The 12263-nt window shown below is 47.2% G+C and carries 10 protein-coding genes; 9 read left to right on the top strand and 1 reads right to left on the bottom strand.

Annotated features, from left to right (window positions below; all coding sequences use genetic code 11):
• Positions 1-34 precede the first annotated feature (34 nt).
• The 6 genes from ACTF5U_RS06070 to ACTF5U_RS06045 all read left to right on the top strand — a co-directional run bounded on the left by ACTF5U_RS06070 (position 35) and on the right by ACTF5U_RS06045 (position 7858).
• Positions 35-2308 carry an ABC transporter permease subunit gene (locus ACTF5U_RS06070; RefSeq protein WP_438970746.1) on the top strand — a complete coding sequence of 758 codons (2274 nt, stop codon included), beginning with the start codon at positions 35-37 and terminating at the stop codon, positions 2306-2308.
• Positions 2309-2320: 12 nt separating this feature from the next.
• On the top strand, positions 2321-3994 hold the full coding sequence (pstA, locus tag ACTF5U_RS06065) for a phosphate ABC transporter permease PstA (protein ID WP_438970745.1): 1674 nt from the start codon (positions 2321-2323) through the stop codon (positions 3992-3994).
• A gap of 2 nt (positions 3995-3996) precedes the next feature.
• On the top strand, positions 3997-4839 hold the full coding sequence (pstB, locus tag ACTF5U_RS06060; RefSeq protein ID WP_438970744.1) for a phosphate ABC transporter ATP-binding protein PstB: 843 nt from the start codon (positions 3997-3999) through the stop codon (positions 4837-4839).
• Positions 4840-4863: 24 nt separating this feature from the next.
• Positions 4864-5586, top strand: coding sequence for a phosphate signaling complex protein PhoU (gene phoU / locus ACTF5U_RS06055; protein ID WP_438970743.1), 723 nt, complete (start codon positions 4864-4866; stop codon positions 5584-5586).
• Positions 5587-5726: 140 nt separating this feature from the next.
• Positions 5727-7232: an exopolyphosphatase gene (gene ppx, locus ACTF5U_RS06050; RefSeq protein ID WP_438970742.1), complete on the top strand. Its 1506-nt coding sequence runs from the start codon at positions 5727-5729 to the stop codon at positions 7230-7232.
• A gap of 53 nt (positions 7233-7285) precedes the next feature.
• Positions 7286-7858, top strand: a complete 573-nt coding sequence (locus ACTF5U_RS06045) for a hypothetical protein (RefSeq protein WP_438970741.1) — start codon at positions 7286-7288, stop codon at positions 7856-7858.
• Positions 7859-7861: 3 nt separating this feature from the next.
• On the opposite strand, the gene ACTF5U_RS06040 is transcribed toward ACTF5U_RS06045, so the two are convergent.
• Positions 7862-9868, bottom strand: a complete 2007-nt coding sequence (locus tag ACTF5U_RS06040) for a TonB-dependent receptor (protein ID WP_438970740.1) — start codon at positions 9866-9868, stop codon at positions 7862-7864.
• A 147-nt stretch (positions 9869-10015) separates the two neighbouring features.
• Here ACTF5U_RS06040 and ACTF5U_RS06035 point away from each other — a divergent pair, with 147 nt between their 5' ends.
• From ACTF5U_RS06035 to ACTF5U_RS06025, 3 genes are all read left to right on the top strand, one after another.
• Positions 10016-10753, top strand: a complete 738-nt coding sequence (locus ACTF5U_RS06035) for a sulfite exporter TauE/SafE family protein (protein WP_438970739.1) — start codon at positions 10016-10018, stop codon at positions 10751-10753.
• A gap of 1 nt (position 10754) precedes the next feature.
• Positions 10755-11681: a sigma 54-interacting transcriptional regulator gene (locus ACTF5U_RS06030; protein WP_438970738.1), complete on the top strand. Its 927-nt coding sequence runs from the start codon at positions 10755-10757 to the stop codon at positions 11679-11681.
• A gap of 76 nt (positions 11682-11757) precedes the next feature.
• A partial coding sequence (locus ACTF5U_RS06025; RefSeq protein ID WP_438970737.1) for a thymidylate synthase occupies positions 11758-12263 on the top strand: 506 nt, incomplete at its 3' end.

Below are 12263 nucleotides of genomic sequence, written 5' to 3'. Positions count from 1 at the left end.
ACCTACTTTAAATTTAACTAACTGGTATTACTACATGCTTGAACAAACTGCTAATGAAAGCGTTCTACCAGCGGCTGATTCCGCGGTAGCTAAACGCAGACGTAACTGGCGGGAGATTAAAGACCGTGTCGCCAGATACGGCGTAGGTTTTGGTGGTATTTCAGTCATCATTGCCATCGTGCTGATTTTCTTCTATCTGCTTTATGTAGTGTTACCGCTGTTTTCTGGTGCCAGTATCGAAACTGAAAAACAGTACCAAACCCAAATGACAGAGAGCCGTTTTCTCTCGATGAATGAGTACAACGATGTCGCGTTGAGTGTCAGCATCGATGGTAAGGCTCAGTTTTTTGAGGCAAATAACGGTGAGATCATGTTAGATGTCATCATCCCGGTAAAGAGTGATGCCATTACTTCAGTGGCAGCCGGAAGCGCCTCAACGGGAGTCTATGGCTACGGGCTAAATAATGGTGAGGCCATTATATTCAAGCATAACTACAAGATTACATACCCTGAAGGCACTCAACGTGTGATCATCCCCAGTATCGAGTATCCATTGGGTGAAGAAACCATCAAAGTTGACCCACAAGGGAAGCCTCTGAAAATGCTCAACGTTCAGAGCTATGATGAGCAGACAACTTTTGTTGCGCTCACTGAAGATAATCGAGTGGTCCTTAAGTCAATCACGAAAGAAGCTAATTTTATTGACCCAACCCAGTTTACTCTGGACGAACAATCAGTCGAAATTGCTCTCAATGGTATTTCATCAATAACGCATATGCAGTTGGATATCGATCAGCGAGAGCTCTATCTGGTCGATGACAAGGGCTTTATTTCTTTCTTCGATGTGCAGAATATCGAACAACCCCGCTTGATTCAGAAAGTGAAAGCTGTTCCCAACAGCGTAAAAGTTACGAGTTTTGAATTTTTGACAGGTGGTATTTCCATTCTGGTTGGCCGGAGTGATGGTCAAATAGATCAATGGTTCCCTATAAGTGATAAGGACGGAAACTTATCCCTGCATAACGTTCGTAGTTTCAATGAGCAAAGTGAAGCGATCGTCGCACTGATACCAGAACAAGCGCGTAAAGGCTTCCTTTCACTGGATAAGAGCGGAAAGCTGGGCATCTATCACACTACCGCTCACAGAACCCTTTTGGTTGAACCTTACCTGGATACTGCAGAAGCGACACTGGCGCTATCACCTCGAGCTAACGGATTAATTAGTCTCAGTGATGATGGACAGATTAAAAAATTACACATTGATAACGAACATCCCGATATTTCATGGCATTCACTTTGGGAAAAAGTCTGGTACGAAAGTCGTGATCAACCAGAGCATATCTGGCAGTCATCTTCTGCCAGTAATGATTTTGAACCTAAATTCAGTCTGACACCACTTACCTTCGGTACGATTAAAGCCGCATTCTATGCCATGCTTGTGGCAATTCCATTGGCCATTATGGGAGCAATCTACACGGCCTACTTCATGTCTCCGAAAATGCGCAGTGTCGTGAAGCCGTTAATCGAAATCATGGAAGCCTTGCCCACCGTTATTCTGGGCTTCTTGGCCGGGCTTTGGCTGGCGCCAATAGTGGAAGACAACTTGCCCGGCGTGTTCTCGATAATATTTACGATGCCGATCATGATAATTCTGACTGCATGGGCTTGGACCAAACTGCCACGCAGTTTTCGTGAGCGCATTCCTGATGGATGGGAAGCCGCGATTTTGATCCCAACCGTTATCTTGGTTGGCATAATCTCGATGTCTTTGAGTGCGTCTGTTGAGCTCTGGCTGTTCGATGGCAATATGCCTCAATTCTTGAATGATATCGGTATCGACTTTGATCAGCGCAACTCACTTGTTGTGGGTCTCGTTATGGGCTTTGCTGTTATCCCAACCATTTTCTCGATTACGGAAGATGCGATATTTGGTGTACCCAAACATCTGACGATCGGTTCATTGGCATTGGGTGCCACTCCATGGCAGACCATGGTGCGAGTGGTATTGCTGACAGCCAGTCCGGGTATTTTCTCAGCAGTAATGATTGGTTTGGGCCGTGCAGTCGGTGAAACGATGATTGTCCTGATGGCAACCGGTAATACCCCAATCATGGACTTTAATATTTTTGAAGGTTTCCGCGCCTTATCAGCCAATATCGCTGTTGAGATGCCCGAGTCAGAAGTGGGGAGTTCACATTACCGTGTTCTATTCCTGGCGGCTCTAGTCCTTTTCATGGCGACGTTCGTTCTTAACACGGCCGCTGAAGTCGTACGTCAACGACTTCGTAGAAAATATAGCACGCTTTAAATGGAAAAAATGATGTCTAAAAGTTCATCTATCAAGAATTGGTTTAACAGTGGCAGCCCTTGGGTCTGGCTCAATGCTGGCGCTGTCAGTATCTGTCTGGTTATGGTTATCGGCCTGTTATTGTTGATCTCTGTGCGTGGCCTGAGCCACTTCTGGCCCGCCGATATCATGCAGATATCTTATCTGGAACCGGGTCAGCCGGCAGAGATTCTGATCGGTGAGAAAGTTGATAGCGAGACGGTCTCGGCTGCTCGAATGCAAATGTCGGGAGTTCATCTTCCGGAGGGGCAAGAGTTCGCTGATCGCACACTGATAAAAACCGGTAATCGTGATGTTTATGGACTTGATTTCCGTTGGATAAATGATCCCTGGATGGACGATGTGACATATCCCGAGGGAATCATGGCGATTGAACGCCGTGAGTGGGGAAACCTGTATGGTTATTTAGTCAATGTTAAAGAGAATGGGGAAGTCGTCGCTTCCGGTGAAGGGAGCTGGGGTGAGTTCCAGGCCAGACTGGATCGCAGCAATGCACTGGTTAGGAAAATCAAAGACCTTGAAAAAAACGAAATCGGTAAAATCAACTATGGCTTAGAAGAATTACGGTTAGATGAACGTCGCTTGGAGTTGGATGGTGTTCAAAAAGGGGCATTGGCTTATCAGGAGATAGAGCAGCAGCGTAATCAATTCGATGAGCGTTATGCTAAATTAAGTGAAGAGCTGGGAAGCCTCTATGAAGCGCTCAGCCGAGATCAGATCACGGTGCGCATTGCTGGTGGTGCTGAGAAAGAAGTACCGATGTCGAAAATCGTGCATTCATATAAGCCAAACGGCATGGGAATAGCACAGAAGTTTGGACAATACTTCCATCACGTTTGGGAATTTGTTTCCGGTGAACCGCGTGAAGCGAATACTGAAGGTGGCATATTCCCCGCTATCTTCGGCACCGTCATGATGGTACTTATTATGTCGGTATTGGTTACCCCATTTGGTGTGATTGCAGCAGTTTATCTCAAGGAATATGCAAAACAGGGACCGATTGTCCGTCTGATTCGCATCGCGGTAAATAACCTTGCGGGTGTCCCCTCAATTGTTTATGGCGTGTTTGGTCTTGGATTTTTCGTCTACTTTTTAGGTGGCAATATCGACGAAATCTTCTTTCAGGCTAAGTTACCTTCGCCAACTTTTGGTTCACCCGGTTTGATGTGGGCATCGCTGACGTTGGCAATCTTGACCGTACCGGTTGTGATTGTAGCAACGGAAGAAGGCTTATCACGTATCCCTCGTGCGATTCGTGAAGGCAGCCTCGCCCTGGGCGCAACCAAGGCTGAAACCTTATGGCGCACAGTATTACCGATGGCTGCCCCGGCAATGATGACAGGACTTATTTTAGCCGTCGCCCGGGCTGCGGGTGAGGTGGCACCATTGATGATGGTCGGTGTGGTGAAACTGGCGCCCGCGCTGGCGGTCGATAATATCGCCCCTTATCTGCATCTGGATCGACAATTTATGCATTTGGGCTTCCATATCTATGATGTGGGGTTCCAAAGCCCGAATGTGGAAGCAGCAAGACCCTTGGTTTACGCCACCGCATTTTTACTGGTATTGATTATTATTGTGCTAAACATGGCAGCGATTGGTATTCGTAATCGTCTGCGTGAGACTTATAAAGCTACTGAGAGTTAACAATGGAAGCAGTCAACGAACAAAAAAACGTGGCCCGCGGTATTGATATTGAATCAATGCAACGTGGCCCTCGTGTCAACCTGGCCGATGAAACTACGTGTCTGGAAGTTAAAAACTTTAACCTCTATTACGGTAACAAGCAGGCCTTGCACGGTATCGATATGCATATTCCACAGAACCGCGTGACCGCTTTTATCGGTCCCAGTGGTTGTGGTAAATCCACGCTTCTTCGCTGTTTTAATCGTATGAATGATTTGATTGATACAGTGAAAATGGAAGGTGAGTTGTTAATGGATGGCAAAGAGATTAATGCGCCTTCTGTCAATGTCGCTGATTTACGTCGTCAGGTAGGCATGGTGTTTCAAAAGCCAAATCCTTTTCCGAAATCGATTTATGAAAACGTGGCATATGGTCTTCGTCTGCAGGGTGTGAATGACCGTTCTACACTGGACAATGTCGTCGAAAAATCACTAAAAAGTGCAGCACTGTGGGATGAAGTCAAAGATCGTTTACACGAATCTGCGATGGGCATGTCCGGTGGTCAGCAGCAGCGTTTGGTGATTGCCCGTGCGATTGCGATCGAACCGGAAGTATTATTACTGGATGAGCCCGCATCGGCGTTAGATCCACTCTCAACCTTGAAAATTGAAGAGTTAATTTACGAGCTGAAAGAAAAATACACCATCGTCATTGTAACCCATAACATGCAGCAAGCTGCCCGTGTATCCGACTACACAGCATTTATGTACATGGGTGAATTAATCGAGTTTGGTGCCACGGACGAGCTATTTACCAACCCGGCTAAGAAACAAACAGAAGACTACATTACCGGTCGTTACGGTTAAGCCGACGATTGAGGAGACATAAAGATGGTAACGAATAATTCACAACATATTTCTCAGCAATTTGAGAACGAGCTAGAGGGCGTTCGCTCACGCGTTTTAGCGATGGGTGGTCTGGTTGAGCAGCAGGTGGCCCATGCTATGGATGCATTGATAACGGGTAATTCTGACCTGGCACGGGACGTCATTTCATTTGATGATGATGTGAATGATCTGGAAGTCAGCATTGATGAAGAATGCATACAAATAATTGCACTGCGTCAGCCAACAGCCGGTGATTTACGTTTGGTCTCGGGTATTTTAAAAACAATCACCGATCTCGAACGTATCGGCGATGAGTCGGTACGAATTGCCAGAATGGCGCTTAATTTGTCTGAAAAAGATCGCCCTAAACATAATTACCGCGAGTTACAAAGTCTTGGTAACCATGTCCGAGGGATGTTGCGTGATGCATTGGATGCGTTTGCCCGGTTTGATGTTGATATGGCCTTAAGTGTTGCAAAAGAAGATCGTGATGTAGATGCTGAATATGAAGCTATTCTTCGCCAGTTGATGACCTATATGATGGAAGACAATCGTGCGGTAACGCGTGTTATTGACATGATGTGGTCTGCGCGCTCTCTGGAGCGAATTGGTGATCACGCTAACAATGTTTGTGAACACATTATTTATCTGGTTGAAGGTAAAGATGTTCGTCATCTCAGCATTGAAAAAGCTGAGAAAGTGATTAAGGGTGAACCTATCGACTAATTTTTCTACCTTAATTTCTCTCTTGTATGCTTGGCCTGCGCTGTTTTCAACGCAGGCTTTTTTTTGCCTGAAAAACGATTAAACATTGTTCAGCCATGATGCCTGGGGCAGAATGATCAAAACGGATGACGACGGACTTTATGCAAGATCAAAATAACCACGACATTCTGGCTGCGATTGACCTCGGTTCTAACAGCTTTCATATGATCATCGCGCGATTGCGTGACGGGCATTTTCAGGTTGTCGACAGACTTCGTGAAATGGTGCAGTTACGTGCTGGTTTGGATAAAGATGACTACCTTTCATTGGAGGCACAGGAGCGAGCGTTGGCCTGTCTGGAGCGCTTCGGTGAGCGAATACGGGATCTCCCTTATGGTGATGTCCGTGTTGTCGGTACCAATACCCTGCGTGTTGCCCATAATTCGCGTCGTTTTTTACGCCAGGCACGCCTAGCACTTGGACACCCGATTGAAATTATCACGGGTGAAGAAGAAGCCCGTCTTATCTATTTAGGTGTTGCACAGGCTTTAGCGTTTGATAGTAACCGTCGTCTGGTGATGGATATTGGTGGTGGAAGTACCGAATTTATCATCGGTGAAAGCAACAAAGGTTTGATGCGTGAAAGCCTGGAAATGGGCTGTGTCAGCTTTTCCCAGCGCTATTTTGAAGATGGAAAAACCTCTTCCGGTCAGATGAAACGGGCTATGGTAGCTGCCGCCAGACGAATCCGGACGATCCAGCGACCGTATACGAAGTTTGGCTGGCAGGAGGCGGTGGGTGCTTCCGGAACAATTCGCTGTGTTGCCAATATTTGCAAGCAGCAGGGCTGGACGGATGATGGTGTGATTACTGCCGAGGCACTGAAAAAAATGGTGCAGCACCTCATCGATGCTGGCAGTGTCGAAGAAGCCAAACTGGAAGGTTTAAGCGAAGAACGGACTTCAGTGATTGCTGGCGGTGTCTGTGTGTTGGCAGCAGCTTTCGATCGTTTAGGCATTGATAAGATGATCGTGTCCGATGGTGCATTACGTGAAGGCCTTTTGTACGACCTCTTAGGCAGAATTCAGCATGATGATGAGCGTGATCGGACGGTAGAGGCGTTGGCACGACGTTATGATGTGGATGAAGCTCATGCTGAACGTGTCAGCGTCATGGCAACACAATTTTTTGAGCAGGTTTCAGCGCAATGGGATATTGATAACGATGAATTAATGCACCGTCTGCAATGGGCTTGCAAGATGCATGAAGTCGGCCTGGCGATATCACATCACCAGTTTCACAAACATTCCTCTTACCTAGTCGGTAACTCAGACTTACCGGGTTTTTCCCGTGAAGAACAGCATGCATTATCGGTGATGGTACGCGGTCAGCGGCGCTCTTTCCCGAATAAACATATCAAGAAATTATCTGATGATTTACAGCTAAGCACCGAACGGCTGACAGTCATTCTCAGGCTGGCGATGGTGTTCAACCGGGGTCGAAGTGAACAGGCCGATACTTATATCAAACTTCGCGTGGATGACAAAAGAATCGTGTTAACACTACCCGATGGATGGCTGAAGGAACATCCTTTAACAGAGGCCGATCTGGTTCATGAGAAAGAACATCTAAAGAAAATTGATTTACGTCTAATAGTTGTCTCTTAACGCAGAACTCACTGATTTCAAAACAGTCTCACATATATGAGGAGGGGCTGAGTATGATGTGTCGCGTTTTTGCTTTATGGTTATCTTTGTTGAGCCAGCCTTTATTGGCTGATACCACCGCGATGGAACTAAAACATAGCAACGGCGATGTGCTCAGTATTCAAAAGCTGGCAAGCGGTGAGGTGTGGGCTTCATTTTTCCTCAGTGACCGCATGGTTGCCAGCTTTGCCGGAAATGAACTTATCGTGATACAGGTCGATGAACATAAACCGGTCAAATTGGAACAAGGGTTCCGCTCCTGTGGTGCACCGGCCCCGGAAGCACAACAAGTTGTTTATCAATTCGCCCAGCCTGATCCAAGCACCTGGTCATACAGTGGCCAAACCCAGCCAAAACAGGATGTGCTGAAAGTGCTGGGTTGGGATAATGATCAATTCAATACCGTGAGCGCTGACCGTCGTCCCGAGGTGGTGGACTTTCCTTTGGATCCCTCAGCGCTATTAACATCTCAGTTAAGGAACGCAGGGCAATTGAGTTTTCGTTATGTGACGACTCGAGGAGAGCAGCGCCAGACAATTTTTAATCTGACGCCGCATCAACATATTCTCGATCCGTTATTACCCTAGCTATCACCAGTTCAGGTTCATGCCTACATAAAAGCTACGTCCCCAACCGGGTAAGCGCTCACCGACGTTAATATCATCATTGTCACTGACACGGTTATAGCCACCAAGGTGATTTTTGTATTCGCGATCAAACAGGTTGTTCACGCCGGCGTTGATCTGCAGAGACTGATTGATCTGATACTGGCCAGACAGATTGTAATAGGCATACCCACTGGTTTTTTGCTCATCGTTTTCAGAAGAGACTTGATTCTGGGCGGCCACAGTCACAGCTTCGATGCCCAGACGCCAGTTCTTTTGAAGATAGCTCAGCTGAGTCCGCGCTTTAAATGGGGCGATGCGGTAAAGGTTATCATCGGTATCACGTCGCTTTCCGCGAACATAGCTAACCGTGCCGTCAACTTGCCAGTTATCTGTTACTGCCCAAAACCAGTTGGTGTCAAACCCATACAGCTTGGCCGCTACGTTGTTAAACTCAAGAGCTCCCATTGGACCGCCAGCGGTACCCTGAATATAGTCATTAACATGGTGATAAAAAATCCGTGGCGAAACAGCAAACGCAGGTTGGTGCCAATCCAGTCCAATTTCATACTGGTAAGCGGTTTCTGGATTCAGGTTGATATTGCCGACATATTTATTACCATCGGCCAATCCCGAAGTGGCTTCTAGAGGCAACCAAAGATAGCGTTCCTGATAACTCGGTGCTCTTTCTTTGCGGGCTAAGCCGAATTCAAAATCCAGAGAGTCAGTGAGGTAGCGGGTGAATGTGACGGCAATATCGGTGAGTGTATCGCTCTGGCTGCGATCCGCGGCATTGAACTGATCACGAAATGTCGCTGGCATACCACCCATACTGGTATCGACCTCATCAGCATCGGTTTTGATATGACTTAGACGAACCCCGGACAGCATTTTCCAATTCTCTGTGAGAGAGCCATTCCATTCTGCGAAGGCACTGAGACGGGTTCTCTCAACGTCATTAAAATTACGGACAAAAAACATGGGATTGGTAGGGTCTGAGATATCCGAGTTATGTTCTGCGGTGTCAGTTTCAACGCCGAATTGCCACTCCGCTTTGCTGTAGCTTAGCTGCATGCTTTTAGCTAATACATCCGCCTGATTGTAACGCTGCATCATGCCGGCCGGGCGCAAACTAAAGTTATCCATCTGGTGCTCAACATCCTGATAGCTGATGCGTGCGTTGAGCTTGCCACCATTATTGAGCTCATGGCTGATGCCTGTTTTCAATGTTTCGCCACGAATCCACATGATGTCCATTGGTAGCGCTGGTGTGCCGGTTTCACCAGTATCCAGATGTTTCAGATCCAGATCGAACTCGGTTTTATTATGTTTAAAGCCATAAGCGATACCTGCAGTATCTCTCTCATGTTCTGTAGGCAGAATATCGCCATTATCAAATTCAAGATCATGCCCTCGATCGACGCTGCCCGAGAATTGTAATCGATGGTTCTGATTGGCAATACTGGTGGTCAGACCAGTGGAGCGCATATCCCCATTAGTGGCATAACGGCCGTTCAGGTTGCCATGGAGTTCAAACTCATCGCTATTGGTAAATGCCGCTTTTCTAGATTCCGCTTTGATCGTACCGCCAATGGTTTCAATGCCTGAACTGACTGGTGCAATCCCCCGATAAACGCTGATAGTGTCTAATTGGGAACTGGGAATGTAACTCAGCGGTGTGTCCATCCGGTTGGGGCCCGCTGTGGAGAGATTCAGACCATCTACCAGCACATTAACCCGATCACCAAATAAACCACGATACTGAGCAATACTGGTCAGCGGCCCATTTTGGTTAGTATCGGCGCCGGGAAGCTTTTTGAGTAACTCACCAGTATCCGGGCTCATACTATTTGTTTCAGGGAGTGCGTAGGGAGCCGATTCCCCTGCAATACCAGTAATTGACATGGCGGGTAGATCGACATGCTCGGCATAAGCTGATGCTGATACAGCGCTGCCGATTATCAGGCTCAATGTTAATAACGATGTTTTCAAAACCATTCCTCCTATTTTCAGCCCGATATAATACGAATCAAACACCAAGTAAAAGTGTGTGTTTTGCCTTTATGGTGTGGGAAATCCCATATTTTATGATTTAAAGAGCGTGTTAATCTGCGTTTATTTGTATCACCGGAATAAATCATGGATGCCATCGTCAGTTCGTATATCACTGCTTTCCTGCTCGGTCTTTTCAGTACTGTGCACTGTATCGCCATGTGTGGCTCAGTGATTGGTGCATTAACACTCAGTCTCCCGGCAGACGTTCGCGAGAGTCAGCGCCGGATGTTGCCTTTTGTGTTTAATTACAATGTCGGGCGTGTTCTGAGTTATGGTGTAGCAGGTCTTATTGTTGGGCTATTAAGTGTGCCACTGACGCAACTGAATGCACATTGGTTTTTGCGGATCTTGTCGGTAATTGTGATGATATCAATGGGGCTTTATCTTGCGGGTTGGTTTCCCAAGTTTGCCCGTGCTGAACGTATCGGTGCTCCGATCTGGCGGTTATTGCAGCCGATGGGTCAAAAACTATTGCCTGTCAAATCCTATTCTCAGGCTTTTTTCTTAGGAATGGTCTGGGGCTGGTTACCCTGCGGTCTGGTTTATGCGGCGCTTGCTGTGGCGGCAACGGCGGGCGATCCGGTTAAAGGGGGTCTGGTTATGTTGGCTTTTGGTGCGGGTACTCTGCCCGCAGTGATGGGGGCGGGTTTGTTTACCGGTATGTTGGCAGCGCTGGCACGCAACAAACAATTAAGGCAGTTTGCAGGTGTATTGATTATTCTGATGGCAATAGCAACGTTGTTCTGGCCCATGGATGCTATGCATGCTCACCATTCTTCAACTCAGGTAAGCAGTCTTTCCACTGAGCAGCAGGGGGCATGAGATGAAAACGATTTTAGGCCAATCGCCGGACATCAATCACATTATCAGAACCTTGCCGATGATCGCCCTTAGTGATGCCAGTGTCCTGATTAGTGGAGAGACCGGTACAGGTAAGGAGCTGATTGCCCAAACCTTGCATGAACAAAGCCGTCGCCGGGATAAAGAAATGGTCACCATTAATTGTGCCGCTCTTCCTACCGAAGAAGTGGAACGGGATTTGTTTGGTCGCTGTGATGAAGAAGGTAATATCGTTTTTCGGGGACGCTTATTAGCAGCAGAAGGTTCAACGGTATTTCTGGATGAAGTTGATGCATTGCCCGCATCAATTCAGGCCAAAGTATTACGGTTTTTAGAAGCAGGGGAGTGCCAGCTCCAGGGTAGTCATCGCATACAGGTCGCCGATGTTCGTATTCTGGCTGCAACGAGTGCTGATTTGCCTGCACGAGTTAAAACAGGCCAGTTCCGGGCTGACTTGTATTATCGTCTGCAAGTGGTGCCGATTGATTTGCCACCATTACGGCAACGTAAAGAAGATATTTCTGTGCTTATCAAGCATTATCTGACTGACTATGCTGGTAACAATGCTGTGGTCAGATTGAGTAAAGAAACTGAGAAAAGTCTCAGCGCTTATTTATGGCCGGGCAATGTTAGGGAGTTGCAGAACTTTTGCCAACGAATGGCCTTGTTACATGCCGGTGAGTTGCTGCAACCCAAGTCCTTACCGGAGACTATGCAAACAGAGGAAGATGCGGGTCAGCATCAGTTCATCTTACCGCCCACGGGAGTCGATATGGCTCAGGTAGAACTGGATTTTATTGAACAGGCTTTGGAGATGGCGGCAGGGAACCGCTCAAAAGCCGCGCGATTGCTGGGGATTAGTCGCGATACATTATTGTATAGAATGCAAAAGTACGATCTGACCCCCTGAATTAAAGTTGTTTGACCAGCCCTGCGATGCCAGAATCTAGTGCACTAGATAAACCACAAGAAGGTGAGGATTTTCCGTGAGACAGTATCTGGATTTATGTCAGCGCATTATTGACCAGGGTGAATGGGTCGAAAATGAGCGCACAGGTAAACGTTGCTTAACCGTTATTAATGCTGACCTTGAGTATGATGTAGCAGCGAACCAATTTCCGTTAATCACCACGCGTAAAAGCTATTGGAAAGCGGCCATCGCTGAAATGCTGGGTTATCTTCGTGGTTACAATAATGCAGCCGATTTTCGCGCGATTGGGTGTAAAACCTGGAATGCCAATGCCAATGAGAATCAGGACTGGCTCAACAATCCGCACCGCAAGGGTGAAGATGATATGGGCCGTGTCTATGGTGTGCAGGGCCGCCGCTGGCAGAAACCGGACGGCACATCGCTGGATCAGTTGCAAAAGATTGCCGAACATCTGGCACAAGGCATTGATGATCGCGGTGAAATACTGACGTTTTATAATCCAGGTGAGTTTGATTTGGGATGTCTGCGACCCTGTATGCATACCCACACTTTCTCGGTACT

Source organism: Methylophaga sp. (genome assembly GCF_965655755.1).
GTDB lineage: Bacteria > Pseudomonadota > Gammaproteobacteria > Nitrosococcales > Methylophagaceae > Methylophaga.
Note: the sequence above shows the minus strand (reverse complement) of the source record. Positions and strands in the feature narration are given on the sequence as shown.

Excerpts from the sequence above, each read along its gene's own strand:
- ppx (WP_438970742.1), top strand. The coding sequence starts at position 5,727 with ATGCAAGATCAAAATAACCACGACATTCTGGCTGCGATTGACCTCGGT.
- ACTF5U_RS06035 (WP_438970739.1), top strand. The coding sequence starts at position 10,016 with ATGGATGCCATCGTCAGTTCGTATATCACTGCTTTCCTGCTCGGTCTT.
- ACTF5U_RS06030 (WP_438970738.1), top strand. The coding sequence starts at position 10,755 with ATGAAAACGATTTTAGGCCAATCGCCGGACATCAATCACATTATCAGA.
- ACTF5U_RS06045 (WP_438970741.1), top strand. The coding sequence starts at position 7,286 with ATGATGTGTCGCGTTTTTGCTTTATGGTTATCTTTGTTGAGCCAGCCT.
- phoU (WP_438970743.1), top strand. The coding sequence starts at position 4,864 with ATGGTAACGAATAATTCACAACATATTTCTCAGCAATTTGAGAACGAG.
- ACTF5U_RS06070 (WP_438970746.1), top strand. The coding sequence starts at position 35 with ATGCTTGAACAAACTGCTAATGAAAGCGTTCTACCAGCGGCTGATTCC.
- pstA (WP_438970745.1), top strand. The coding sequence starts at position 2,321 with ATGTCTAAAAGTTCATCTATCAAGAATTGGTTTAACAGTGGCAGCCCT.
- pstB (WP_438970744.1), top strand. The coding sequence starts at position 3,997 with ATGGAAGCAGTCAACGAACAAAAAAACGTGGCCCGCGGTATTGATATT.